At 69.9% G+C, this 26,433-nt stretch carries 20 protein-coding genes and 1 tRNA gene; 2 read left to right on the forward strand and 19 right to left on the reverse strand.

Going from position 1 to position 26,433, the window contains the following annotated elements; genetic code table 11:
- Positions 1-10: 10 nt before the first annotated feature.
- From rpsJ to ACO06A_RS03780, 14 genes are all read right to left on the reverse strand, one after another.
- Positions 11-319 carry a 30S ribosomal protein S10 gene (rpsJ, locus tag ACO06A_RS03715; protein WP_013117879.1) on the reverse strand — a complete coding sequence of 103 codons (309 nt, stop codon included), beginning with the start codon at positions 317-319 and terminating at the stop codon, positions 11-13.
- Between the two features lie 402 nt (positions 320-721).
- Positions 722-1,915, reverse strand: coding sequence for an elongation factor Tu (gene tuf / locus ACO06A_RS03720; protein WP_315093999.1), 1,194 nt, complete (start codon positions 1,913-1,915; stop codon positions 722-724).
- A 125-nt stretch (positions 1,916-2,040) separates the two neighbouring features.
- Entirely contained in the window at positions 2,041-4,143 is a 2,103-nt protein-coding gene (gene fusA, locus ACO06A_RS03725) for an elongation factor G (protein ID WP_421734721.1), read from the reverse strand.
- 89 nt (positions 4,144-4,232) lie between these two features.
- A complete protein-coding gene (gene rpsG, locus ACO06A_RS03730) occupies positions 4,233-4,703 on the reverse strand; it encodes a 30S ribosomal protein S7 (protein WP_028045072.1) in 471 nt (156 codons plus the stop codon).
- The gene (gene rpsL, locus ACO06A_RS03735; protein ID WP_013770160.1) at positions 4,703-5,074 is read right to left on the reverse strand and encodes a 30S ribosomal protein S12; all 372 of its coding nucleotides are present in this window, start codon (positions 5,072-5,074) and stop codon (positions 4,703-4,705) included. The genes rpsG and rpsL overlap by 1 nt, the downstream gene beginning before the upstream one ends.
- 416 nt (positions 5,075-5,490) lie before the next feature.
- Positions 5,491-5,862 carry a hypothetical protein gene (locus ACO06A_RS03740; RefSeq protein WP_421734722.1) on the reverse strand — a complete coding sequence of 124 codons (372 nt, stop codon included), beginning with the start codon at positions 5,860-5,862 and terminating at the stop codon, positions 5,491-5,493.
- Entirely contained in the window at positions 5,859-7,301 is a 1,443-nt protein-coding gene (locus tag ACO06A_RS03745) for a C2 family cysteine protease (protein ID WP_421734723.1), read from the reverse strand. The genes ACO06A_RS03740 and ACO06A_RS03745 overlap by 4 nt, the downstream gene beginning before the upstream one ends.
- Positions 7,302-7,446: 145 nt before the next feature.
- Complete coding sequence (locus tag ACO06A_RS03750; RefSeq protein ID WP_421734724.1) at positions 7,447-11,316, reverse strand: DNA-directed RNA polymerase subunit beta'; 3,870 nt, start codon at positions 11,314-11,316, stop codon at positions 7,447-7,449.
- Positions 11,317-11,433: 117 nt separating this feature from the next.
- Positions 11,434-14,940 carry a DNA-directed RNA polymerase subunit beta gene (gene rpoB, locus ACO06A_RS03755; protein WP_421734725.1) on the reverse strand — a complete coding sequence of 1,169 codons (3,507 nt, stop codon included), beginning with the start codon at positions 14,938-14,940 and terminating at the stop codon, positions 11,434-11,436.
- A gap of 436 nt (positions 14,941-15,376) precedes the next feature.
- Entirely contained in the window at positions 15,377-15,766 is a 390-nt protein-coding gene (gene rplL, locus ACO06A_RS03760) for a 50S ribosomal protein L7/L12 (protein ID WP_421734726.1), read from the reverse strand.
- Between the two features lie 84 nt (positions 15,767-15,850).
- Positions 15,851-16,384, reverse strand: a complete 534-nt coding sequence (rplJ, locus tag ACO06A_RS03765; protein WP_421734727.1) for a 50S ribosomal protein L10 — start codon at positions 16,382-16,384, stop codon at positions 15,851-15,853.
- A gap of 251 nt (positions 16,385-16,635) precedes the next feature.
- Positions 16,636-19,242 carry a CHAT domain-containing protein gene (locus tag ACO06A_RS03770; protein ID WP_421734728.1) on the reverse strand — a complete coding sequence of 869 codons (2,607 nt, stop codon included), beginning with the start codon at positions 19,240-19,242 and terminating at the stop codon, positions 16,636-16,638.
- 5 nt (positions 19,243-19,247) lie between these two features.
- A complete protein-coding gene (locus tag ACO06A_RS03775) occupies positions 19,248-19,751 on the reverse strand; it encodes a carboxypeptidase regulatory-like domain-containing protein (RefSeq protein WP_421734729.1) in 504 nt (167 codons plus the stop codon).
- Positions 19,748-20,377 (reverse strand): RNA polymerase sigma factor, encoded by a 630-nt coding sequence (locus ACO06A_RS03780; protein ID WP_421734730.1) that lies wholly within the window; start codon positions 20,375-20,377, stop codon positions 19,748-19,750. Before ACO06A_RS03780 ends, ACO06A_RS03775 begins: the two co-directional genes overlap by 4 nt.
- Before the next feature lie 291 nt (positions 20,378-20,668).
- Here ACO06A_RS03780 and ACO06A_RS03785 point away from each other — a divergent pair, with 291 nt between their 5' ends.
- Positions 20,669-22,420, forward strand: a complete 1,752-nt coding sequence (locus ACO06A_RS03785; protein ID WP_421734731.1) for a peptidase S32 — start codon at positions 20,669-20,671, stop codon at positions 22,418-22,420.
- 52 nt (positions 22,421-22,472) lie between these two features.
- Positions 22,473-23,459, forward strand: a complete 987-nt coding sequence (locus ACO06A_RS03790; protein ID WP_421734732.1) for a hypothetical protein — start codon at positions 22,473-22,475, stop codon at positions 23,457-23,459.
- Between the two features lie 71 nt (positions 23,460-23,530).
- Here the strand turns inward: ACO06A_RS03790 and rplA are convergent, their stop codons facing one another.
- The 5 genes from rplA to ACO06A_RS03815 all read right to left on the reverse strand — a co-directional run bounded on the left by rplA (position 23,531) and on the right by ACO06A_RS03815 (position 26,305).
- Positions 23,531-24,247 (reverse strand): 50S ribosomal protein L1, encoded by a 717-nt coding sequence (gene rplA, locus ACO06A_RS03795; RefSeq protein ID WP_175347991.1) that lies wholly within the window; start codon positions 24,245-24,247, stop codon positions 23,531-23,533.
- 83 nt (positions 24,248-24,330) lie between these two features.
- On the reverse strand, positions 24,331-24,762 hold the full coding sequence (gene rplK, locus ACO06A_RS03800; RefSeq protein WP_175347990.1) for a 50S ribosomal protein L11: 432 nt from the start codon (positions 24,760-24,762) through the stop codon (positions 24,331-24,333).
- Between the two features lie 82 nt (positions 24,763-24,844).
- Entirely contained in the window at positions 24,845-25,681 is an 837-nt protein-coding gene (gene nusG, locus ACO06A_RS03805) for a transcription termination/antitermination protein NusG (protein WP_421734733.1), read from the reverse strand.
- A 107-nt stretch (positions 25,682-25,788) separates the two neighbouring features.
- Positions 25,789-26,082, reverse strand: coding sequence for a preprotein translocase subunit SecE (gene secE / locus ACO06A_RS03810; RefSeq protein ID WP_056088859.1), 294 nt, complete (start codon positions 26,080-26,082; stop codon positions 25,789-25,791).
- Positions 26,083-26,232: 150 nt separating this feature from the next.
- Positions 26,233-26,305: transfer RNA gene (locus ACO06A_RS03815), tRNA-Trp, on the reverse strand.
- Positions 26,306-26,433 lie beyond the last annotated feature (128 nt).

The raw sequence follows: 26,433 nt of genomic DNA on the forward strand, positions 1-26,433 counted from the left end.
CTTCCCAGCGTCAGAGCTTGATCTCGATGTTCACGTCCGCAGGCAGGTCGAGACGCATGAGCGAGTCGACCGCCTTCGGCGTGGGATCGATGATGTCGATGAGCCGCTTGTGAGTACGCATCTCGAAGTGCTCGCGGCTGTCCTTGTACTTGTGGGGCGACCGGATGACGCAGAACACGTTCTTCTCCGTCGGCAGCGGCACCGGACCCACGACCGACGCACCAGCGCGAGTCACCGTGTCGACGATCTTGCGCGCCGAACTGTCGATGACTTCGTGGTCGTAGGACTTGAGCCTGATGCGGATCTTCTGTCCCGCCATGGCGCTTCTACTTCCCTCTGTTTGGAACCGGCCCGTCCGACCCCCGCACTCGGGCGTGTCGCTAGGCGCGACACACCGTTGCGCTGCGTACCGTTTCCGGCACGAGATCGGTGGTTGTTGTCGGGCGTCAACCACCGGGTGATCCCGGGGTCCAGACGCCGTCCACGTGTGTGAGCCCCGTCGTGTGCTGCGCGCGCGAACGCGCCGCCCTCAACTAGGCAACCTGAACAGTGTGCCAGAGTGCGCCGTGGAACTCCAATCGCCTCCGTCACACCACCGCCCTGTTCCCGCGTGATCTCCCCCACACGCGCTCGGGCGTGCCGGCGACGCGGACACGACGAAGGGCCCGGGAGCCGAAGCTCCCGGGCCCTTCGTCAGTTCAGCTGCCCCGAGGGGCTTGCCTCACTTGATGATCTTGATGACCTTGCCCGAGCCGACGGTGCGGCCACCCTCGCGGATGGCGAAGCCGAGGCCCTCCTCCATCGCGATGGGCTGGATGAGGTTCACGTGGATCTCGGTGTTGTCGCCGGGCATGACCATCTCGGTGCCCTCGGGCAGCGTGATGACGCCGGTGACGTCGGTGGTGCGGAAGTAGAACTGGGGGCGGTAGTTCCCGTAGAACGGGTTGTGACGGCCACCCTCGTCCTTGGCCAGGATGTAGACCTGGCCCTCGAACTCGGTGTGCGGCGTGATCGAGCCGGGCTTGACGACGACCTGGCCGCGCTCGACCTCCTCGCGCTTCGTGCCACGCAGGAGCAGACCGACGTTCTCGCCGGCCTCGGCGTAGTCGAGCAGCTTGCGGAACATCTCGACGCCGGTGACCGTGGTCTTGATCGCCTTCTCCTTGATGCCGACGATCTCCACCTCCTCGTTCACCTTGAGCTTGCCGCGCTCCACGCGACCGGTGACGACGGTGCCACGACCGGTGATCGTGAAGACGTCCTCGATCGGCATGAGGAAGGGCTTGTCGATGTCGCGGACCGGGTCCGGGACGTTCTCGTCGACCGCGTCGAGCAGGTCCTTGACGGACTGGACCCAGATCGGGTCGCCCTCGAGGGCCTTGAGGCCGGAGACGCGCACGACGGGGACGTCGTCGCCGTCGAAGCCCTGCGCGGTGAGGAGCTCGCGCACCTCGACCTCGACGAGCTCCAGGATCTCCTCGTCGTCGACCATGTCGGTCTTGTTCAGCGCGACGAGCAGGTACGGCACGCCGACCTGACGGGCGAGCAGGACGTGCTCACGCGTCTGGGCCATCGGGCCGTCGGTGGCCGCGACCACGAGGATGGCGCCGTCCATCTGCGCGGCACCCGTGATCATGTTCTTGATGTAGTCCGCGTGACCGGGAGCGTCGACGTGAGCGTAGTGACGCTTCTCCGTCTGGTACTCCACGTGCGCGATGTTGATGGTGATCCCGCGCTGCTTCTCCTCGGGCGCCTTGTCGATCTGGTCGAAAGGCGTGAAGGGGTTCAGGTCCGGGTACATGTCGTGCAGAACCTTGGAGATGGCCGCCGTCAGCGTCGTCTTGCCGTGGTCGACGTGACCGATGGTGCCGATGTTGACGTGCGGCTTCGTCCGCTCGAACTTCGCCTTGCCCACTGGGTGTCCTCCTCAGGACTTGGTAGAGATTGGCCGACGTTCTGCGGCTACCGGACGGTAGCCGCTCGACGCGGCGTCCTACGGGTCGGTTTGTGTGATGGAACTACAGGGTTCGACCTGTGGGACTACTCGCCCCGGGTCTTCTTGATGATTTCCTCGGCAACGTTCCGAGGAACCTCGGCGTAGCTGTCGAACTGCATCGAGTACACCGCGCGACCCTGGGTCTTCGACCGCAGGTCACCGACGTACCCGAACATCTCGGAGAGAGGCACCGTGGCGCGGATGACCTTCACGCCCGTTGCGTCCTCCATGGCGAGGATCATGCCGCGACGCGAGTTGATGTCGCCGATGACGTCACCCATGTACTCCTCAGGAGTACGGACCTCGACGGCCATGACCGGCTCCAGGAGAACCGGGTCGGCCTTGCGGACCGCTTCCTTGAGGATCATCGAGCCCGCGATCTTGAACGCCATCTCCGAGGAGTCGACGTCGTGCGCGGCACCGTCGAGCAGGATCGCCTTGACGCCCACGAGCGGGAAGCCCGCGAGGACGCCGAGCTGCATCGCGCTCTGGATGCCGGCGTCGACCGACGGGATGTACTCGCGCGGGATGCGGCCACCGGTGACCTTGTTCGAGAACTCGTACAGCTCGCCCTCGGCAGGGTCCAGCGGCTCGAAGGTCATCTGGACCTTCGCGTACTGGCCCGAGCCACCGGTCTGCTTCTTGTGCACGTAGTCGATCTTGACGACCGACTTGCGGATGGTCTCGCGGTACGCGACCTGCGGCTTGCCGACGTTGGCCTCGACCTTGAACTCGCGCCGCATGCGGTCGACGAGGATGTCGAGGTGGAGCTCGCCCATGCCGCCGATGACGGTCTGGCCGGTCTCCTCGTCGTGCTTGACGCGGAAGGTCGGGTCCTCCTCGGCCAGCTTCTGGATGGCCACGGAGAGCTTCTCCTGGTCACCCTTCGTCTTCGGCTCGATGGCGACGTCGATGACCGGCTCCGGGAACGTCATCGACTCCAGCACCACGGGGTGGGCCGGGTCGCTGAGGGTGTCGCCGGTGGTGACGTCCTTGAGACCGATGAACGCGTAGATGTGACCGGCCGTGGCGTCCTCGACCGGGTTCTCCTTGTTGGCGTGCATCTGGAAGAGCTTCCCGATGCGCTCCTTCTTGTTCTTGGTCGAGTTGAGCACCTGAGCGCCCTGCGCCACCTTGCCCGAGTACACCCGGACGTAGGTGAGCTTGCCGAAGAACGGGTGCGTGGCGACCTTGAACGCGAGGGCCGAGAACGGCTCCGTCGAGTCGGGGTGCCGCTCGACGACGAGCTCGGGGTCCTTCATGTCGTGGCCCTCGACCGCGGGGACGTCCAGGGGCGTCGGCAGGTAGTCGATGACGGCGTCGAGCATGGGCTGCACGCCCTTGTTCTTGAACGCCGAGCCGCACAGCACCGGGTAGGCCGCCGACGTGACGGTGAGCTTGCGGATGCCGGACTTGATCTCCGGGATCGTCAGCTCCTCGCCGCCGAGGAACTTCTCGAGCAGCACGTCGTCGGTCTCGGCGACGGCCTCGAGGAGCTCGGCGCGGTACTTGTCCGCCTTCTCGACGAGGTCGGCCGGGATGTCCTCGACCTCGTACTTCTCACCCAGGGCGGTCTCGCCGCGCCAGACGAGCGCACGCATGGTGACCAGGTCCACGACGCCGATGAAGTCGTTCTCGGCGCCGATGGGCAGCTGGATGACCAGCGGCTTGGCCTTGAGGCGGTTCACGATGGTGTCGACCGTGAAGTAGAAGTCCGCGCCGAGCTTGTCCATCTTGTTGACGAAGCAGATGCGCGGGACGTCGTACTTGTCGGCCTGACGCCAGACGGTCTCCGACTGGGGCTCGACGCCCTCCTTGCCGTCGAAGACGGCGACGGCACCGTCGAGGACGCGCAGCGAGCGCTCGACCTCGACCGTGAAGTCCACGTGGCCCGGGGTGTCGATGATGTTGATCTGGTTGTCGTGCCAGTAGCAGGTGGTCGCGGCGGACGTGATCGTGATGCCGCGCTCCTGCTCCTGCTCCATCCAGTCCATCGTCGACGCACCGTCGTGCGTCTCACCGATCTTGTAGTTGACCCCGGTGTAGAACAGGATCCGCTCGGTGGTGGTCGTCTTGCCGGCATCGATATGCGCCATGATGCCGATGTTGCGGACCTTCGTGAGGTCCGTCAGCACATCCAGTGCCACGTGAGTTGCCCCTTGTCGGTTGGCTTGGGTGGCGCCACCGGTCCGGCCCGAGGATCGGACCGGCGGCGCAGCGCCCGTGGGTGCCGGGATTACCAGCGGTAGTGCGCGAAGGCCTTGTTGGACTCGGCCATCTTGTGCATGTCCTCACGACGCTTCACCGCGGCACCGAGGCCGTTGGACGCGTCGAGGATCTCGTTCATGAGGCGCTCCGTCATCGTCTTCTCGCGACGTGCACGCGAGTAGTCGGTGAGCCAGCGCAGCGCGAGGGTGGTCTGACGGACCGGGCGCACCTCGACGGGCACCTGGTACGTGGCGCCACCGACGCGGCGCGACCGCACCTCGAGCGACGGGCGGACGTTGTCCAGCGCGCGCTTGAGCACGACGACCGGGTCGCCCTGGGTCTTCTCACGGACACCCTCGAGGGCGCCGTAGACGATGTGCTCCGCCACGGACTTCTTGCCGTCGAGCAGGACCTTGTTGATCAGCTGCGTGACGACCGGGGACCCGTAGACGGGGTCGATGACGAGCGGCCGCTTCGGGGCCGGACCCTTGCGAGGCATCAGCCCACCTTCTTCGCGCCGTAGCGGCTGCGCGCCTGCTTACGGTTCTTGACGCCCTGCGTGTCGAGGGCACCACGGACGATCTTGTACCGGACACCCGGGAGGTCCTTCACACGGCCACCGCGCACGAGCACGATCGAGTGCTCCTGCAGGTTGTGACCGACACCGGGGATGTACGCGGTGACCTCGACCTGGCTCGAGAGGCGGACGCGCGCGACCTTGCGGAGCGCGGAGTTCGGCTTCTTCGGGGTCGTGGTGTAGACGCGGGTGCACACACCGCGTCGCTGGGGGGAGCCCTTGAGGGCAGGCGTCTTCGACTTGTTCGTCTTCGCCTGCCGGCCCTTGCGGACCAGCTGCTGGATCGTAGGCACTACGTCTCCGTCTGTTGGATGAATCTCTGGTCGACCGGCACCCGTCACCCTGGACGGCCGGCATGGTCGAGGATCGTCGCCCGTCGCGCGACTACCTCGCAGATCTTGCGTCCCGAACCGACCCCCGCGCCCGGGCGTGTCGCCCCGGTCCTCCGCACCGCGGTCCGCAAGGTTGCCTTGGCGGAGAGACGGCGCGGTGGGGGAAACCACCCGATGCAGCCGGACCCGCCCATCCCAGCGAGGGAGGCGTCCACCGAATGCATGCGCGAGAGCCCGACGGCGCGGGCACGGTGTCCTACGTTACCCGGCGCCTGGTAGGGCGTCAAAGCGGTGGCCGTCACACCAGGTGTCGGCCGGCAGCCGTAGGACGTGTACTAGAACCTCAGAACGGCCGCACCTGTTCCCGGGCGGGCCCGTCAGTCGGCGGGGAGGATCCAGACCGTCGTCCCGCTGCCACCCGGGGCCGAGTCCTTCTCGTCCAGCACGATGTCGACGAGGGTGAACGTGAACCCGCCGATCGTGGCCTCGTCGCCCAGCGCCACCCGGTCCCCCTCGGCCGGGCCGTCACTGACGACGTCGATGCCGGCCTCGTCCTCGGTCACGTTCGAGGCCACGACCCGGTAGTCGCCGATCGCGGTCGGCTGGTTGAGCACCAGCGCGCGAGAACCCTCCGGGTGCTCCACGGCGTCCCCCTCGTCGTCCGACGGCCCGCACCCGGCGAGCAGCAGCGCGGTCCCGACGAGCAGCGCCGCGAGGCCTCTGCCCCGTAACCCCACCGAGCCGGTCACGGGTTCACCTCGTTCGTGTAGATCGTGCTGAAGCTGTCCTGGAACTCAGCGTACGACAGCGTGATCGGCGCATATGCCGAGCCCCACGGGTTGACCACCGTGACGGTGCCCTTCTTCGTATCGACCGACTTCACGTAGTACGCGTGCCCCGTCACGAGGCCGCCGTCGGACGCGTTGCCGTAGGTGTCCGGCAGGTCGTCACCCTCCCCGAACGAGGCGAGCGTCACGGCTCCCCCTCCGTCCAGCAACGAGCTGAGCTCGGACACGCTGGGCGCGTCGTCGAGCGACGACGACGAGCTGGACTGACCCGTCACCACCTCGAGGCCGAGCCCCGGGGAGTCCCCCTCGATGGCCGCGTAGTCGCCCCAGTGCAGGGCGAGCGCCTTCTCCATCACCAGCGGCCACAGCTCGTACCCCTGGGTGCCGTCGGCGAGCTTCTGCGGCGACTGGTACGAGAACGCGGGGTTGTCGTCCCGGACCACCATGTCCGGCGTGACGGTGATGTAGACCGGCTTGCCGTCGTCGTACAGGCGCACCGTGTACGTGCCGTTGGCGTTCTGGGTGATCGCGCCCCCGATCACGCTCGGGTCGGCCTGCACGACCGCCATCAGGGACGCCATGTACCAGCAGTCGCCGATGGCGCCCTGCGCGATGTCCATGGGCTTGATGCCGCCGACGACCAGCTGGTGGTTGACCTCGTCGTAGTCGGCGGTGTTGGCGACGCTCTCGGGGTCGTCCCGGGCGCCGTCGCCGCCCACGTCGTCGAACGACGGCTGGATCTCGTCCGTCAGGCCGGCCAGCCGGTCCAGGGTCGCCTTGCTCGCCTTGCTGACGATCAGCTCCCACAGCTCGCGGCGCTGCTCGCGGTCCCATCCCCCGCCGACCCAGCCGTCCTCGAGCTCGTTGATCCAGTGGCGGAGCTCGTCGTCGGACATGGAGGCGATCAGCGCGTCGATCTCGGCGCCGTTGAGGCCGTCGAGGGCGTCCTTCGCGTCGTCCAGGTCGCCGCCGCGGACGCCGAAGAAGCCGCCGTCGAGGGCGTCGCGGATGTCGTCCAGGGCGTCGTCGACGGCGTCCTGGTCGACCGTGTCCGTGGTCGGCGTCGCGGTGTCGTAGACCGTGTCGCTGCCGCCGGTGTCGGTGGCCGGGCCGTCGTCGATGCGGGTCGGCTGGTCCCCGACGGCGCTGACATCGTCGTCCTCGCCGTCGCCGTCGGCGTCGTACGTCGTCGGCACCTCGGGCCCGCCGCACGTGCCCGACTGGTCGACGATCGAGCGCAGCTCGCACGCCAGGACGGTGCCGATGTCGGCGCGCACGAACGCCGTGACCAGCGCGCCGACGAGCAGGGCCGCGACCACGACGATCCCGAGGTACTCGAGCGTCCCGGCGCCCCGGTCGTCGAGCCCCGGTGCGCCCCTGCGTCGGCCACGTGTGATCACGCCGGTCAGCATCACAGGGGGGACGACCGGCGTGGTGGGCCCACGGGCCCTGATCCGGACCCGTCGTGAGCCGGGCACACGACTGAGGGGGCCCACCTCGCGGTGGGCCCCCTCAGGGTCGATCAGGGTCGGTCAGCGGACCTCGTCAGCGGTAGTCACCGAAGTCGATGTCCTCGAGCGGGATCGCCTCGCCGGAGCCGAGGCCCAGGGCGGGGAAGTCGATCTCGTCGTAGCCGAAGGTCGGGTACAGCTCGGCCTTGGCCTCCTCGGTGGGCTCGACCGCGATGTTGCCGTAGCGGGGCAGGCCCGTGCCGGCCGGGATGAGCTTGCCGAGGATGACGTTCTCCTTGAGGCCGAGCAGCGGGTCGGAACGACCCGACATCGCGGCCTCGGTGAGCACCCGGGTGGTCTCCTGGAAGGAGGCCGCCGACAGCCACGAGTCCGTCGCGAGCGACGCCTTCGTGATGCCCATGAGCTCCGGACGACCCGACGCCGGCTGACCGCCCTCGGACACCGCAGCGCGGTTCGCGTCCTCGAAGCGCCCACGCTCGGCGAGCTCGCCGGGCAGCAGGTCGGTGGTGCCGGAGTCGAGGACCGTCACGCGGCGCAGCATCTGCCGCACGATGACCTCGATGTGCTTGTCGTGGATGTCCACACCCTGCGAGGAGTAGACGACCTGCACCTCGTCGACCAGGTGCTTCTGCGTGGCACGCGGGCCGAGGATGCGCAGGACCTTCTTCGGGTCCACCGCACCCACGACGAGCTGGGTGCCCACGGAGACGTGGTCGCCGTCCGAGATCAGCAGGCGCGAACGCTTGGTGATCGGGTAGGCGATCTCCTCCGAGCCGTCGTCGGGCGTGAGGACGAGGCGACGCGAACGGTCGCCGTCCTCCACCGCGATGCGGCCGGAGAACTCCGCGATCGGCGCCTCACCCTTGGGGGTGCGGGCCTCGAAGAGCTCCTGGACACGCGGCAGACCCTGCGTGATGTCGTCGGCCGACGCCACACCACCGGTGTGGAAGGTACGCATCGTCAGCTGCGTGCCGGGCTCACCGATCGACTGGGCCGCGATGATTCCGACGGCCTCGCCGATGTCGACGAGCTTGCCGGTGGCCAGCGAACGGCCGTAGCAGCGCGCGCACGTGCCGACGCGGGACTCGCAGGTGAGCACCGAGCGGATCTTCATCTCGGTGACGCCGGCCTCGAGGAGGCGGTCGAGCAGCACGTCGCCGACGTCGTCACCGGCGTGACCGATGACCTCGCCGTCGATCTCGACGTCCGTCGCCAATGTGCGCGAGTAGACGCTCGTCTCGACCTTGTCGTGACGACGCAGCGCGCCGTCAGTCCCCGGCACGCCGATCGGCATGGTCAGACCACGCTCGGTGCCGCAGTCGTCCTCACGGACGATGACGTCCTGCGAGACGTCCACCAGACGACGGGTCAGGTAGCCCGAGTCGGCGGTCCGCAGAGCGGTGTCCGCCAGACCCTTGCGGGCACCGTGCGTCGCGATGAAGTACTCGAGGACCGACAGCCCCTCGCGGTAGTTCGACTTGATCGGGCGAGGGATGATCTCGCCCTTCGGGTTGGCCACGAGGCCACGCATGCCGGCGATCTGGCGGACCTGCATCCAGTTACCACGCGCACCCGAGCCGACCATCTTGTAGACGGTGTTGTGCTTCGGGAAGTTGTCCTGCATGGCCTTGGCGACCTTGTCGGTGGCCTGCGTCCAGATCTCGATGAGCTCCTGGCGACGCTCGTCGTCGGTGATCAGGCCCTTCTCGTACTGGCCCTGCACCTTCGCCGCGCGTCCCTCGTGCTCCTCGAGGATGGCTGCCTTGGCGGCCGGGGTCGTGACGTCCGAGATGGCGATCGTGACGCCCGAGCGGGTGGCCCAGCGGAAGCCGGCCTCCTTGAGCGCGTCCAGCGAGGCCGCGACCTCGACCTTGGGGTAGCGCTCGGCCAGGTCGTTGACGATGACCGAGAGGCGCTTCTTGTCGACGACGCCGTTCTCGTACGGGTAGTCCACGGGCAGCAGCTCGTTGAACAGCGCACGACCCAGGGTCGTCTCGTAGAGCAGCGCGTCGCCCTCGGACCACCCCTCGGGCGCGGCCTCCTCGGTCAGGACCAGGTCGTCGAACCGGATCCGCACCACGGCGTTCAGGTCCAGGGAGCCCTGGTCGAACGCCATGATCGCCTCGGAGACCGTGCTGAACGCACGGCCGTTCCCGAGCGCCTCGTCCTTGTCGTTGGTCAGGTGGTACAGGCCGATGATCATGTCCTGCGAGGGCATGGTCACCGGACGACCGTCCGACGGCTTGAGGATGTTGTTGCTCGAGAGCATGAGGATGCGGGCCTCGGCCTGCGCCTCGGCGCTCAGGGGCAGGTGGACCGCCATCTGGTCACCGTCGAAGTCCGCGTTGAACGCGGCGCAGACGAGCGGGTGCAGGTGGATGGCCTTGCCCTCGACGAGCTGCGGCTCGAACGCCTGGATGCCCAGACGGTGCAGCGTGGGCGCACGGTTGAGCAGCACGGGGTGCTCGGTGATGACCTCTTCGAGGACGTCCCACACGACCGGGCGCGCGCGCTCGACCATGCGCTTGGCGCTCTTGATGTTCTGCGCGTGGTTGAGGTCGACGAGCCGCTTCATGACGAAGGGCTTGAAGAGCTCGAGCGCCATCTGCTTGGGCAGACCGCACTGGTGCAGCTTGAGCTGCGGGCCGACGACGATGACCGAACGGCCCGAGTAGTCGACGCGCTTGCCGAGCAGGTTCTGACGGAACCGACCCTGCTTGCCCTTGAGCATGTCCGAGATCGACTTGAGCGGGCGGTTGCCCGGTCCGGTCACCGGACGGCCGCGGCGGCCGTTGTCGAACAGCGAGTCGACGGCCTCCTGGAGCATCCGCTTCTCGTTGTTGACGATGATCTCGGGCGCGCCCAGGTCGAGCAGCCGCTTGAGGCGGTTGTTCCGGTTGATCACGCGGCGGTACAGGTCGTTCAGGTCCGAGGTGGCGAAGCGGCCACCGTCCAGCTGGACCATCGGACGCAGGTCCGGCGGGATGACCGGGACGGCGTCGAGCACCATGCCGGTGGGCGAGTTGGTCGTCGTCAGGAACGCGTTGACGACCTTGAGCCGCTTGAGGGCACGCGTCTTGCGCTGGCCCTTGCCGGTCTTGATGATCTCGCGCAGCGAGTCGGACTCGGCCTCGAGGTCGAACGCCTCGAGACGCTTCTGGATCGCCGCGGCGCCCATCGAGCCCTCGAAGTAGTTGCCGTACCGGTCCTGGAGCTGGCGGTAGAGCATCTCGTCGCCCTCGAGGTCAGCGACCTTGAGGTTCTTGAACCGGTCCCAGACCGCGTCGAGGCGGTCCAGCTCGGCGTCCGCGCGCTTGCGGATCTGAGCCATCTCGCGCTCGGCGGAGTCGCGCACCTTGCGGCGGGCGTCGGCCTTGGCACCCTCGGCCTCGAGCTCGGCCAGGTCGGCCTCGAGCTTGCTGGCGCGGGTGTTGATGTCGTTGTCGCGGCGGTCCGAGATCTCCTTCTTCTCCAGGTCGATCCCGTTCTGGAGGTTGGGGAGGTCCTCGTGCCGGCCGTCGACGTCGACCCACGTGATCATGTAGGCCGCGAAGTAGATGACCTTCTCGAGGTCCTTCGGGGCGAGGTCGAGCAGGTAGCCGAGTCGCGACGGCACACCCTTGAAGAACCAGATGTGCGTGACGGGCGCGGCGAGCTCGATGTGGCCCATGCGCTCACGACGGACCTTCGAGCGGGTCACCTCGACGCCGCAGCGCTCGCAGATGATGCCCTTGAAGCGCACGCGCTTGTACTTGCCGCAGTAGCACTCCCAGTCCCGGGTGGGACCGAAGATCTTCTCGCAGAACAGGCCATCCTTCTCCGGCTTCAGGGTCCGGTAGTTGATGGTCTCGGGCTTCTTCACCTCGCCGTGCGACCAGGCACGGATGTCGTCGGCCGAGGCAAGGCCGATACGCAGCTCGTCGAAGACGTTGACGTCGAGCAAGAGGGGTCCTACTTCCTTCGCTTGCCGGTGTCGAGCACCAGCGGAACGGAAATGTTGCTAAAGGGTGCGGGCACCCCGGTCGGCATCTCGGGTGAGGAGCCGACCGGGGGCTCGACGTCAGATCTCTTCGACGCTGCTGGCGTTCGGACGCCGGGACAGGTCGATGCCGAGCTCTTCCGCGGCGCGGTAGACCTCGTCGTCGTTCTCCTTCATGTCGATGGAGACGCCGTCCGAGGACAGCACCTCCACGTTCAGGCAGAGCGACTGCATCTCCTTGAGGAGGACCTTGAAGGACTCCGGGATGCCCGAGTCGGGGATGTTCTCCCCCTTGACGATCGCCTCGTACACCTTGACGCGTCCGGGGACGTCGTCCGACTTGATGGTGAGGAGCTCCTGCAGCGTGTAGGCAGCGCCGTACGCCTCGAGGGCCCACACCTCCATCTCGCCGAACCGCTGGCCACCGAACTGCGCCTTACCACCCAGCGGCTGCTGCGTGATCATCGAGTACGGACCCGTGGAACGTGCGTGGATCTTGTCGTCGACGAGGTGGTGCAGCTTGAGGATGTACATGTAGCCGACGGCCACCGGCTCCGGGAACGGCTCGCCGGAGCGCCCGTCGAACAGGCGCGCCTTGCCGTCGCCGCCCACGGTGCGCACACCGTCACGGTTGGGCAGCGTGGCCGAGAGCAGACCGGTGAGGGTCGTCTCCGGGACACCGTCGAACACGGGCGTGGCGACCGGGTTCCCGGCCGGCGACGACGCGGCGATGGCCGGGACGTCGTCCCGCCAGGACACGTCGCCCTCGGCGAGCTGGATGTCCCAGCCCTGCTTGGCCACCCAGCCGAGGTGCGTCTCGAGGACCTGGCCGACGTTCATGCGGCCGGGGACACCGAGCGGGTTGAGGACGACGTCGACCGCGGTCCCGTCGGCGAGGAACGGCATGTCCTCGACCGGCAGGATCTTGGAGATGACGCCCTTGTTGCCGTGACGGCCGGCCAGCTTGTCGCCGTCCGTGATCTTGCGGCGCTGCGCGATGTACACGCGGACCAGCTCGTTCACGCCGGCGGGCAGCTCGTCGCCGTCCTCCCGGCTGAACGTGCGGACCTCGATGACCGTGCCGGACTCGCCGTGGGGCACCTTGAGCGACGTGTCGCGGACCTCGCGCGCCTTCTCACCGAAGATCGCACGGAGCAGGCGCTCCTCCGGGGTCAGCTCGGTCTCGCCCTTGGGCGTGACCTTGCCGACGAGGATGTCGCCGGCCGCGACCTCGGCGCCGATGCGGATGATCCCGCGCTCGTCCAGGTCCGCGAGGACCTCCTCGGAGACGTTCGGGATGTCCCGCGTGATCTCCTCCGGGCCGAGCTTGGTGTCGCGCGCGTCGACCTCGTGCTCCTCGATGTGGATCGAGGACAGGACGTCGTCCTGCACGAGGCGCTGCGACAGGATGATCGCGTCCTCGTAGTTGTGGCCCTCCCACGACATGAACGCGACCAGCAGGTTGCGGCCGAGCGCGAGCTCGCCCTCGTCCGTGGCCGGTCCGTCGGCGAGCACCGAGTTGACCTCGACGCGGGCGCCCTGGTCGACCAGCACGCGCTGGTTGTAGGACGTGCCCTGGTTCGAGCGACGGAACTTGGCGACGCGGTACGTCGACGTGGTGGCGTCGTCGTTGGCGACGACGATCAGGTCCGCCGACACCTCGGTGACGACACCCGGCTTCGTCGCGACGATGACGTCGCCCGCGTCGATGGCCGCACGACGCTCCATGCCGGTGCCCACGAGCGGGGCCTCGGAACGGACCAGCGGGACGGCCTGGCGCTGCATGTTGGCACCCATGAGGGCACGGTTGGCGTCGTCGTGCTCCAGGAACGGGATCAGGGCCGTGGCCACCGACACCATCTGGCGCGGGGAGACGTCCATGTAGTCGACGGCCTCGCCGGCGACGTACTCGATCTCGCCGCCCTTGACGCGCACCAGGACGCGGTCCTCCTCGAAGGCACCGTTGGCCTTGAGGGGGGCGTTGGCCTGCGCGATGACGTGGCGGTCCTCGTCGTCGGCCGTCAGGTAGTGGACCTCGTCCGAGACCTTGCCCTTGATGACCTTGCGGTACGGGGTCTCGACGAAGCCGAACGGGTTGATCCGCCCGTACGTGGCGAGCGAGCCGATGAGGCCGATGTTCGGGCCCTCAGGGGTCTCGATCGGGCACATGCGGCCGTAGTGCGACGGGTGGACGTCACGGACCTCCATGCCGGCGCGGTCGCGGGACAGACCACCCGGGCCCAGCGCGGAGAGGCGACGCTTGTGCGTCAGGCCCGCGAGGGGGTTGTTCTGGTCCATGAACTGCGACAGCTGCGACGTGCCGAAGAACTCCTTGATCGACGCCACCACGGGGCGGATGTTGATCAGGGTCTGCGGGGTGATCGCCTCGACGTCCTGCGTCGTCATGCGCTCGCGCACGACGCGCTCCATCCGCGACAGGCCCGTGCGGACCTGGTTCTGGATGAGCTCGCCGACCGCGCGGATGCGACGGTTGCCGAAGTGGTCGATGTCGTCGGGCTCGACGCGGATCTCGACGGACTCGCCGCCACGCGTGCCCGGCAGCGACGGCATGTCGATGTGCAGCGACGCCAGGTACTTGATGGTCGCGACGACGTCGTCCTTGGACAGGACGGAGTCGGCGAGCGGGACGTCCAGGCCGAGCTTCTTGTTCAGCTTGTAGCGGCCGACCTTGGCGAGGTCGTAGCGCTTCGGGTTGAAGTAGAAGTTCTCGATGAGCGCGCGACCGGCCTCGACCGTGGGCGGCTCGCCCGGGCGGATCTTGCGGTAGAGGTCGAGCAGCGCCTCGTCCTGCGTCTGGACGTGGTCCTTGTCCAGCGTGTCGATGACGGCGGGGTAGTTGGCGAACTCCTCGCGGATCTCCGCGTCCGTCATGCCGAGCGCCTTGAGCAGCACCGTGGCGTTCTGCTTGCGCTTGCGGTCGACGCGCACGCCGACGTTGTCGCGCTTGTCGATCTCGAACTCGAGCCAGGCGCCGCGGCTCGGGATGACCTTGGCCGTGAGGACGTCCTTGTCGGACGTCTTGTCCGCGGTGCGCTCGAAGTAGACGCCCGGCGAGCGGACGAGCTGCGAGACGACGACGCGCTCGGTGCCGTTGATGATGAACGTGCCGCGCTCCGTCATGAGCGGGAAGTCGCCCATGAAGACCGTCTGGCTCTTGATCTCACCGGTGGTGTAGTTGACGAACTCCGCCGTGACGAACAGCGGGGCGGCGAAGGTGAAGTCCTTCTCCTTGCACTCCTCGGCCGTGTACTTCGGCGGCTCGAAGCGGTGCTCGCGGAACGACAGCGACATGGAGCCGCCGAAGTCCTCGATGGGCGAGATCTCCTCGAAGATCTCCTCGAGACCAGCGGTCTCGGGAACGTCCTGCCGACCGGCCTCGAGGGCCTTGGCCACACGGCCCTGCCACTTCTCGTTGCCGAGCAGCCAGTCGAAGCTCTCCGTCTGCAGACCGAGCAGGTCCGGGACCTCGAGGGGCTCGTGGATCTTGGCGAAGGAGATACGGCGAGAGGCGGTGCGGTTCGCGATGGCGTCGGCGGTCGGAGCAGAAGGGGTGCGCGAGGCAGCCAAAAGAGGGGTCCTTCCCAGCGGATCGAGTGCACGCTGCGCTGGTCCTGGCTAGGCGCGATCCCCCGGCCGGCGAGCCCCACGACGTCGTGTATTGACGACGAAGGTGGGCTCGGGTTATACGGGATCGCGGGCACAGGCCAGCGCAAAGCGCTAGCATACTCGGCCGCCGAGTGAAAGTCCACCCGGCATCGACACCCCCTGGAGTCCCCCACCGTGATGGGTGACCGACCCTGAGGCGTCCGGTACGAGCGGGCGGCTCCGCCCGCACGACGACGTCGTTGTCGTCGCGCACATGGTGGCACACGTGGCGGGCCGGCGAAAGTCCGTCCCTCGTCCGGACGCGACGAGGCCCGCGCCCCTGAGGGGACGCGGGCCTCGTCGAGCGGGCTGGCGTGCTACCTCCGTGCGACCGGCTGACCGGCGACGGAGGCGGCGATCACTTGAGGGTGACCGTGGCGCCGGCGGCCTCGAGGGTCGCCTTGGCCTTCTCGGCGGCCTCCTTGGTGATGCCCTCCAGGACGGCCTTGGGAGCGGCGTCCACGAGGTCCTTGGCCTCCTTCAGGCCGAGGCTCGTCAGGACGCGCACCTCCTTGATGACCTGGATCTTCTTCTCGCCGGAGGACTCGAGAACGACGTCGAACGAGTCCTTCTCCTCCTCGACCTCGACCTCGGCGGCGCCACCGGCGCCGGCGGGGGCCGCGGCGGCGACCGGAGCGGCAGCGGTGACCTCGAAGGTCTCCTCGAACGCCTTCACGAACTCGGAGAGCTCGATGAGGGAGAGCTCCTTGAACGCGTCGATGAGCTCGGTGGTGGTGAGCTTCGCCATGATGGCGGTTCCTTCCGTTCGATGCCCGGCGGCCGGTGCGGCCTACCTGGGCGGGGGTTCAGTAAGTGCCTGTCGCCGGACGGCTCAGGCAGCGACCTCGGTCGACTCCTCGAGCTTGAGCCGGAGAGCGTCGACGGTGCGTGCAGCCTGAGCGGCGGGGGCCGTGAACAGGTAGGCCGCCTGGAAGAGCGACGCCTTGAACACGTTGGCCGCCTTGGCCAGCAGAACCTCACGGGACTCGAGGTCCGCGAGCTTGGTGACGTCCGCAGCGGTCAGGGCGCGTCCGTCGAGGACACCGCCCTTGATGACCAGTGCAGGGTTCGCCTTGGCGAAGTCACGCAGTCCCTTGGCGGCCTCGACCGGGTCACCGGAGACGAAGGCGATCGCCGACGGGCCCGTGAGCGCGTCGTCGAGGCCTTCGAGGCCGGCATCCTTGGCCGCGATCGCGGTCAGCGTGTTCTTCACCACGGCGTAGGTTGCGTTGCCGCTGAGCGCCTTGCGCAGCTTCTTGAGCTGAGCAACGGTGAGCCCGCGGTACTCGGTCAGCACGGCTGCGTTGGAGTCGCGGAACAGGTCCGTGAGCTCTGCGACAGCGGCTGCCTTGTCCGGCCTCGCCATGGCAATCCTTCCGATGGTGGTGCCACCGGTCGTCACGTCCACCAACGAGAAGAGCCCCGCGCAGGCGCGGGGCTCGGCAGGCAGCTCGGCGCAAGCCGAACCATCCGGGAACACTCACCTGCGCTGGCCTCCGCTGCTGCGGGACTTCGGGCGATCGGGCGTGAGCACTGCGTGCGCACGACACGGTCGACGACCGGCGGTCTTTGGGTCCCCTCAGGGTACGGCACCCGCCGAGGGTGACCAAATCGCCCTCAGAGCGGGGCGCCCAGGCAGACCAGCGGGGCGACGACCCCGGTCTGCGCCGCGTCCTCCGCGGTCGCGGTCGCGACGGCCTGCGCCACCGGCACCCCCGTGGCCAGCAGGGCGTGCGTGCGCGTCATCACCTTCAGCGCGGTGGCGTCGGGCAACGGCGCGAGCGCCGCGACCACGCAGCCGACCCCGGTGCGCAGCAGCACGCTCGCCAGCCCGAGTGCTTCTCCCCCGGCCCGGATGCTCGCCCGGCCGACCTCGCAGCTGGACAGCAGGACCAGGTCGGGCGACCCTCCGCCCGAGTCCAGCTCGTGCGCGAACAGGGGGCCGTCGGCCATGCGCACGGACGAGAACAGCGGGTTGTCGGGCTCGTGGCGGCCGTGCGCGGCCAGGTGCACGATGCCCGGCGAGCCCAGCAGCGCGATCATCCGGGAGACCGTCGCCTCCTCGCCCACCACGACCTCTCCCCCGGGCCACAGCCGGCCGATCTCCTCGGCCTCCGTCTCGGCGTGCCGCAGACCCGGCCCGGCCGCGGCGCTGACCCGCGTGGGGAGGGTTCTCGCCGTCCCCGCGTAGGTCATCCAGTGGTGCACCGACGGGGCGACGACGGTCGGCAGGCCCACGCGCGACGGGAGCATCGACCACGGCAGGACGCCGAGCCAGCCGGTCGCCACGACGACCAGCTCCCCGGGAGCCCCCAGCGCCGGCCTGAGCCGCCGCTCCAGCCCCGTCATCCCGTTGTGCAGCGAGCTCAGCGCCACCCCGCGCAGGTCGGCCGGCACCAGGGGGTTCGCGGTCACCTCCAGGTCCGCGTGCACGCGGCGGACCAGCTCGGAGATGCTCGCCGTCTCCCCGAGGTGGTGCAGGACGGTGCGGTCGTCGCCGACCTCGACCGCCAGGAGCTCGCCGCGGTGCTCGAGCACGTCGAGGACCACACCCCCGGGCCGGTCGCGCAGCACGCGGCGCACCTCGACGGCACGCCCCGCCCGGTCACCGCCGGCCCGACCGCTCTCGTGCCAGGAGCGGGCGAGGATCTCGTGCTTCAGGCGCTGGGCCTCGCGCTCGACGCGGACGAGCCGCGGGTCGCCGCCCACCCGCAGCCGGACGCCGCGGTTCTTGTCGATCAGCTCGCGCAGCTCCTCGAGCAGGGCCGCGGAGACCGGGTCGCTGGGCGGGTTGACCCGCGGGGTGCCGCCGATCACGGACCGCACCCGCTCGGCCGCGTCCAGCACCGCCGAGGCGCGACCGGTGGCCAGCGCCAGCGACACGTCGAGGGCCGCCAGCCCGGTCCCGTGCACCGCTCCCGCGGTCCGCAGGTCGAGCGAGCCGAACCGCGACCGGTGCAGCCCGAGATCGCGCTGACCCGCGCGGACATACCGCCCGGCGCGCTCGCGATCCCCCGCCTCCAGGGCGAGCATGGCGCGGATGCGGCGGCCGTGCAGACGGACCGCGATCGGGTCGCTGTTCCGCACGGCCCCCAGCGCCTCCAGCGTGCCGGCCGGGTCGGTGAGCACCCCGCGCGCCAGGTCGGCCTCGATCCGCACGTACGCGGCGGCCGTGGCCCAGATGGTGCGCCCGGTGGACACGCACATCTGCTCCAGCCGACCGGCGCTGCGAGCCAGCGCCGCCCAGCGGGCGCGGGAGAGCACGTCCCCGGGAGCAGCCGCGTACGCCTCGGCGTCCGCCTGGAGCGCCAGCAGCGACGACCGGACCACCCAGGCGTCGTCGCCCCGTCGACGGAACCGCCGCTCGGCGGACAGGGCGAAGTCGCGCGCCGCGGCGAGGTCTCCGCGCAGCATCGCGCACTCCGCACGGCCGAGCTCGCACTCGGCGACGTCGCGGGGCAGGTGCTGCTCCGCGAACAGGGCGGCGGCCTCGGCCAGGGTGCTGTCCGCGACACCCACCAGGCCCGCCTCGAGCAGCACCCGCGCGCGGTCCTGGAGCGCGGTGGGCCGGGGCGGCCCGGGCAGGATCGCGGCCGCGGCCTCCATCACCGCGAGCGCCTCCGGCATGCGCCCGGCGACGAAGCTGAGGTAGCCGAGGTTGTGCTCCGCCTTGAACACGAGGCGGACGAACCCTGCCTCGCGCGCGCGGCGGGCGCACTCGGCGAAGTCCGCCCGCGCCGCCGCGACCTCCCGGCGCTCGATGTGCAGCACGCCGCGGTTCAGCAGCGAGCGGCACGCGTCGATGGGGTCGGCCTCGTCGGACGCCGCGATGGCCACGTCCAGCTCGCGCAGCGCGTCGTCCTGGCGGCCGGCCCGCAGCGCCAGCAACCCGCGCAGTCCCGCGACCGCCCCCGGCAGTCCGCGCCACCCCTCGCCGGACACCTCCTGCTCGGTCAGCATCGCGTCGAGCCGGTCGAGGACGGGGCGCGGGCCGCCCCGGGTCTCGAAGTCGCACTTGGCCAGCTCGATCAGCGCCCGGCCACGCCAGTGCGCCACCTCCGGCGTCGACGGCATCGCGTCGAGCGCACGCAGGGCAGGCCGCAGCCGGCGACGAGCGCGGGTGGGTCTGCCCTCCGCGTTGTCGTCGTCGGCTCGCTGCACCTGCTCGGCCAGGGCGCCGAGTGACGGCGGTCCGGTCGCCGCCGGACCGCCGGGTTCGGACATCTGCGCTAGAGCTCGATCTGGGGCGTGACGATGGGGATCGTGGGCTCCGAGGGTCGGCGAAGCACCAGCCGCGCGGGTCCCCGCTCGATGTCGGAGAACGAGAAGCGACCGTCCGAGTCCGACGTCGTGCTCGTCATGTCGCCGCCCTGGTGCAGCTCCACCGAGAGCTCGCCCGCGGGCGCCGCCCAGCCGTCGACCCGGACGCGTCCGGCCTCGGCGTGCACCGAGATCATCACGGTGAGCACGTCCGTGGTGAACGTGATCGTGCCGGCCTCGATGCTCGTCTCGTCGGCGCGGACCGCCAGCGCGGGCTCACCGACCAGGTGCAGCTCCGCCACCTCGGCGTGCATCGCCTCGATCGTCAGGGCCATGCCGATGCGCTCGATGAGGCCGGGCGGTACCGGGTCCGCCCGCTCGACCAGCTCCGCCAGGTGGTTCAGGATCCGCCGGTCGTCGAGGTCCAGGCCACCCGCGGCGACCAGCGCGAGGGTCCTCTCGTCGGTGCTCATGACACGCTCCAGGCGGGGTCGGAGGCGAGTGCGACGCGCAGCTTGGCGAGGCAGCGGCCGCGGGTGGGGCCGATGCTCCCGACAGGCATGCTCAGCGCTCTGGACACCACCCCGTAGTCCGGCCGGTCCACCAGCGCGACGAGCCCGAGCAGGCGTCGGCACCGGTCCGGCAGCTCCGACACGTGCTGCCAGAGCAGCCGGTCGCGCTCGGAGCGCACGGCCACCGTGTCGGGCAGGTCGTCCGCCGGCGCCGCCAGCCAGTCGGTGACGTGCTCGTCCTGCTCGTGCCGCACCATCTCGTCGCGGCTGCGGCGCACCGACCTCCACGCGGCGCGCTTGGCCGTCACGAGCATCCACTGGAGCGTCGCCCGGGGATCCCGGATCGACTCGATGTCCCGCACGAGCGTCAGCCAGGTGTTCTGCACGATGTCCTGCGCCAGCTCGGGGTCAGCCCCCTGGGCGCGCACCGTGTGCCACAGCAGCGGGGTCATCACCTGCACCAGGGCGGCGAGCGGCGCACGGTCTCCGTCGCGGTAGGCCACCACCGCGCGGGCCGCCTGGTCGGCGAGCCCCTCACCCTGGCTGCGGAGCTCGGTGTCCACCGGCTCCACCAGGTCGTCACTCATCATGGACCCCTCACAGGCAGGCCTCGTCGGGCGGCCGCCCCGCACACAGTAGGACGACCCGGACAACCCCGACAAGGACGATCGACGTCGCTCGCCGCTGCCCCGGGCACGCCGCTGGTGACGACCTGCCCCCGCGAGCACCCGCGGGCGACCCCACCCGACGGGGTCGACGAAGAGGAGCACCCCCTCGGCATCCAGATACATCTCTGCAACTGTTCATCCGGGTGGATGTATCTGGTCCGGGTACACCCGCTCCTGACGAGCACCCGACCGGTTGAGGAGACGCGCGACATGACTGAGCAGGACCCCACATCCGACCCGTACACCCGCGAGCAGATCCGTACGACGAAGCGCACCGTCGAGGACGCGCTCATCGCCCGGCCCGGCGTGGTCGGTGTCGACATCGGCGAGAAGTGGTCCGACGGATCACCCACCGGCCGGCAGGCGATCGTGGTCCACGTCGAGCGCAAGCGCGCCGACGGCGACCTGTCCGACGGCGAGCGCATCCCCAGCGAGTTCGGCGGCATCCCGACGGACGTCGTCGAGCACCGCGTGCGGCTCCTGTCCGGCACGGAGCCCCTCCCCGCGAGCAAGCGCGTCCGGCCCCTCGCCGGCGGCATCAGCATCGGACCCGCGACCCCGGTGACGATCCCGGTCGACGGCAAGGCCCAGCTGCGGTCGGTGAACGGCACGCTCGGTGTGCTGGTCTACGAGCGGCACACCGGCCAGACGTTCGGGCTCACCAACTGGCACGTCGCGGCCGGTGACGGGCTCGAGGACGTCGCGAGCACCTGGATCCAGCCGGCCCTGGCGGACGGCGGCAACCCGCGCTCCGACCGCGTGGGCGCGCTGGTGCGTGGGGCGCTGACCGACCACATCGACGCCGCCGTGGTCGCCCTGGCACCGGGAGCGCCCTGGCTGCCGGGGATCGTGGGCATCGGCGCCGTCACCGGCTCCGAGCCTGCCACCGACGGCTCGTCCGTCCGCAAGACCGGTCGCACGACGGGGCTCACCACCGGCACCATCACCTCGACCGACTACACCACCTCCGTCGACTTCGGTCCGGGCATCGGGTGGAAGACGCTGCGGGACCAGATCCGCATCGAGCCCGCCGACGGCGTCGCCGCCTTCTCGGCCGAGGGCGACTCCGGCTCCGCGATCGTCACCGAGGACGGACGCGTCGTGGGGCTGCTGTGGGCGGGCGAGGACGACGGGTCCTTCTCCGTCGCGAACCCGATCGCCGCCGTGCTGGACACCCTCGGCGTCGACGTCCTCACCCCGCGCGCCGCACGCGCCCTGGCCGCCCGCCGGTCGGCACGCTCCCGTTCGGCGCGGGCGACCGCCGCCGGCTCGCTCTTCCCGCCGGTCCAGGCGGCGTACGGTGCCCGGCGTGCTCGCCGGCGTCCGGCCGCACGGGAGACGGCGGCGAGCGGGAACGGCGCCACCGGTCGCCGGGTGGCGGCTCAGGCGCACCCCACGGCGGCGCCGTCCGCGCAGTCCGCCGCGGCCGCCGGCGCGGAGGCGCAACCGTTCACGGAGCCGTTCACCGAGCCCTTCACGGAACCCTTCACCGAGCCGTTCACGGAGCCGTTCACAGAGCCCTTCACAGAGCCGTTCACCGAGGCCCTCGGAGCCAACCCGTTCACCGAGCCGTTCACCGAGCCGTTCACCGAGCCCTTCACCGAGCCGTTCACGGAGCCGTTCACAGAGCCCTTCACAGAGGCATTCGGGGCCAACCCGTTCACCGAACCGTTCACTGAGCCCTTCACCGAACCGTTCACGGAACCCTTCACGGAGCCCTTCACCGAGCCGTTCACGGAGCCGTTCACCGAGGCATTCGGAGCCAACCCGTTCACCGAACCGTTCACCGAACCCTTCACGGAGCCGTTCACCGAGCCGTTCACGGAGCCCTTCACCGAGGCGTACAGCTCGCGGGTTCCCTCGGGCGGCGCGGCCGGCGCCCGGGCCTACACGGCGCTGCGGCTCCGCGAGGCGTTCTGGGCGGGGTACGTCACGGCGATCGTCCGCGGCCGGGCTCGCTGACCGCACCCACCCACCCACCCAGAACCCACCAGCAGAGAGGAAGGGCAGCGCGATGTCCGTCGACGTCGAGAGCACGGCCGCCGGCCGCAACCGCACCGCGGTCGACCGGAGCCCGTCGGCACGCGTCGTCGCGCTGCGCCCGCGGGTCGGCCGCCACACGGCGGCCGGCCCCTCGCCGGAGGTCGTCGCGCTCGTCGCGGACCCTGCGGCGCCACCCGCACCGGGCCAGACGCACCCGGCCCGGCACCAGCGCGAGCAGGGGTCCACACAGGCGCTGGAACCGGACGGACGGCCCCTGGTGCGGGAGCTGGAGGACCTCGTCGGGCGTCTCCACCAGCACGGGCCGACGCCCGTCCTGCGCGCACGGCTGACCTCGCTCCTGTCCGCGTGGGCGGCCGCCCTGGTGCGCCTGCACCGCACGCCGCTGACGTCGCTCACCCCGACCGCCGACCTGCCCTGGGTGCTCGACGAACCCCTGCCCGACTGGCTCGGCACCCTGCCGGCTCAGGCGGGGCCGGTGTGGGCCGTGCGGGCCCACCCCGCGATCGCCCGTGCCCTCGAGGACGCCCGCTCGACGTGGACGACCGCGCAGTGGATCCACGGCGAGCCCACGGGCGACGACGTGGCCGTGACCCGGGTGAACGGCTCCGTCCGCGCCGTCCTGCTGGGGGGCTCCGCACAGCCGGACGGCACGGTCCTGGCCCGCGAGAACGGTGCGGGCTGCGGTGACCCGCGGTGGGACGTGGCCACCGCGCTCGACTGGGTCGCCATCGCGCTCGGCCCGGTCCTCGACCCGGGCTGGGAGCTGGACCCGGTGGCGACGTTCCTCGCCGAGTACCGCAGCCTCGGCGGCGACGCGACACCGACCCGCGCGATGGCGGTCGCGCGGACGGTGGGCACCGCGATCGAGTGGACCGCACAGCTCGCCGTGGCGCAGGAGCCGACCGACGACGAGCTCAGCTGGCTCTCGGGCCTGTGGACCCGGCCGCTCGAGCTGGTCGGTGCAGCTCGACCGGGGGCGGCACGGCGCATGCGCTGACCCCGGTCGTCCGCAACGGCGAAGGCCCGGTCCGCAGGGGGGGCCGGGCCTTCGTCGTGCTGGAGCTACCGTCAGGCGGCGTCGTCCTCGAGCAGGTTCCGCGTCTTGTTCTGGTCGACGAGGATGCCGGGGCCGTTCGTCGTCGAGACCGTCGCCTTGGCGATGTAGCGGCCCTTCGAGGCCGACGGCTTCAGCCGCAGGATCTCGTCGAGCGCCGCGGCGTAGTTCTCCACGAGCGCGGTGTCGGAGAACGACACCTTGCCGATGATGAAGTGCAGGTTCGCGTGACGGTCCACGCGGAACTCGATCTTCCCGCCCTTGATGTCGGACACGGCCTTGGCCACGTCCATCGTCACGGTGCCGGTCTTCGGGTTCGGCATGAGACCACGCGGGCCCAGAACCTTGCCCAGTCGACCGACCTTGCCCATGAGGTCGGGCGTCGCGACGGCGGAGTCGAAGTCGGTCCAGCCGGCCGCGACCTTGTCGATGAGCTCGTCGCCACCGACCTCGTCGGCACCCGCGGCGCGGGCCTGCTCAGCGCGCTCGCCGGTGGCGAACACGATGACGCGGGCCGTCTTGCCGGTGCCGTGGGGCAGGTTGACCGTGCCGCGGACCATCTGGTCCGCCTTGCGCGGGTCGACACCGAGGCGGAAAGCCACCTCGACGGTCGAGTCGTACTTGGTGGTGGACGTCGTCTGCGCGAGCCGGACAGCCTCGAGGGGGCTGTAGAGGTGGCCCTCCTCGATCTTCTCGACCGCGGCGCGGTACGCCTTGCTGTGCTTAGCCATCTGCTTGGTTCTCCTTGATCAGCAGTCGTGGTCTGCGGGCCGCACATGGCCCTGCCACATTTCCGGGTAGAGCTGGGCTGGAATCAGCCCTGGACGGTGATGCCCATCGAACGGGCGGTGCCCGCGATGATCTTCTCGGCCGCGGCCAGGTCGTTCGCGTTGAGGTCCTCGAGCTTGGTGCTCGCGATCTCGGTGACCTGGGCCCGGGTGAGGCTGGCGACCTTGACGGTGTGCGGGGTCGGGGACCCCTTGGCCACACCGGCGGCCTTCTTGATCAGCTCGGCGGCCGGCGGCGTCTTCGTGATGAAGGTGAACGAGCGGTCCTCGTACACCGTGATCTCCACGGGGATGACGTTGCCGCGCTGCGCCTCGGTGGCCGCGTTGTACGCCTTGCAGAACTCCATGATGTTGACGCCGTGCTGACCCAGCGCCGGACCGATCGGCGGCGCGGGGGTGGCTGCGCCGGCCTTGATCTGGAGCTTGATCAGGCCGGTGACCTTCTTCTTCGGGGGCATAGCTGCTTCCGTTCGTGTCGTGGGCCGACGCCGTGGGCGATGACCCGGTTGCAGTGCGCGCCCGCTGTGCGGGCGCGCTCAGTCAGATCTTGGCGACCTGGCTGAAGGACAGCTCGACCGGGGTCTCCCGGCCGAAGATGGAGACGAGCACCTTGAGCTTCTGGCTCTCGGCGTTGATCTCGGAGATCGTGGCCGGCAGCGTGTCGAAGGGGCCGTCCGTGACGGTGACCGACTCGCCGACGGTGAAGTCGACCTTGATCTGGGAGGCGGCCTTGGCGGCGCCGGCAGCGGTGGTCGACTGCTTGGGCTCCAGCGACGGCGCGAGCATCGAGAAGACCTCGTCCAGCGTCAGCGGGACGGGCTGGTGCGTGTGGCCGACGAAGCCCGTGACACCCGGCGTGTGCCGGACGGCGCCCCACGACTCGTCGGTGAGGTCCATGCGGACGAGGACGTAGCCGGGGATCCGGACGCGCTTGACGACCTTGCGCTGCGCGTTCTTGATCTCCACGACCTCCTCCATGGGGACCTCCACCGCGTAGATGAAGTCCTCCATGTTGAGGCTCTGGCGACGGTTCTCGAGGTTCGCCTTCACGCGGTTCTCGTAGCCGGCGTAGGAGTGGATGACGTACCAGTCACCCAGCTGGCTGCGCAGCTGCGCCTTGAACGCTGCGACCGGGTCCTCCTCGACGTCGGGCTCGTCTTCGGCGTCGGCCTCGTCGGCCTCGACCTCCTCCGCGTCCTCGTCGGCGGCAGGCTCGGCGCCTTCGTCAGCCGGCTCGTCGCTCTCGGTGGCGTCAGCGCTGACATCCTCGGACGAGGCGTCCTCGACAGCCGACGACTCGACGGCCTCGACCGACGCGATGGCGTCCTCGAGCTCCGCCTCGGCGCCCGTGGTGGGCTCCTGCGACTCCTGCGACACGTGCGAACCTGCTTTCTCCTGCGTGTGCGCCCCGGCGGACCGGGACGGTGGGTGCTCCACCCGGGTGGGGCGACTGCCTGACTGTCGGGGCTGGCCCCGAGGGGCTGTCAGCCTCCGAAGACCCAGAACGTGAGCTTGCCGATGCCCAGGTCGACCACGGTGACGAAGGCCATGACCACCGCGACGAACACGAGCACGACGCTCGTGTACGTGATCAGCTCCGACCGCGTGGGCCGGACGACCTTCTTCAGCTCCGCGACGACCTGGCGGACGAAGAGTGCGATGCGGGCGAACAGGCCGCCACGAGACTGCGACGAGCCCTTGCCGGCGGCCTTGGGAGCCGACGGGCGCGCCGCCGAACCCTCGGCGTCGGACGCCGCAGCCGGTGCTGTTTCGCTCACGTCTGGCCCCTACGTTCTCGTGGTGGTTCGTGATGCCGGGCTCCGTGCGGATCCCAGCAGCCCGACCGGCCGACGCATCGCGCCGGACCGACCGGCGGTCCTGCTCGCCGCCTCTCCGTCCGGGCGGACCCGGACGGAGAGAAGCGTGCGCAGGGCAGACAGGGCTCGAACCTGCAACCTGCGGTTTTGGAGACCGCTGCGCTACCAATTGCGCCACTGCCCTACGGCGGCCTGGGCCTCCACGACGATCCGCACACCCACAGGCGCGCACCGACGGACACCACCCGCAGGGGGTCCGTGCGGGCTCCCGAAAACCTCCGGGGCACGGCTCATCATGGCGGACGTCAACCG

The organism is Cellulomonas sp. (assembly GCF_965229465.1).
Taxonomy (GTDB): domain Bacteria; phylum Actinomycetota; class Actinomycetes; order Actinomycetales; family Cellulomonadaceae; genus Cellulomonas.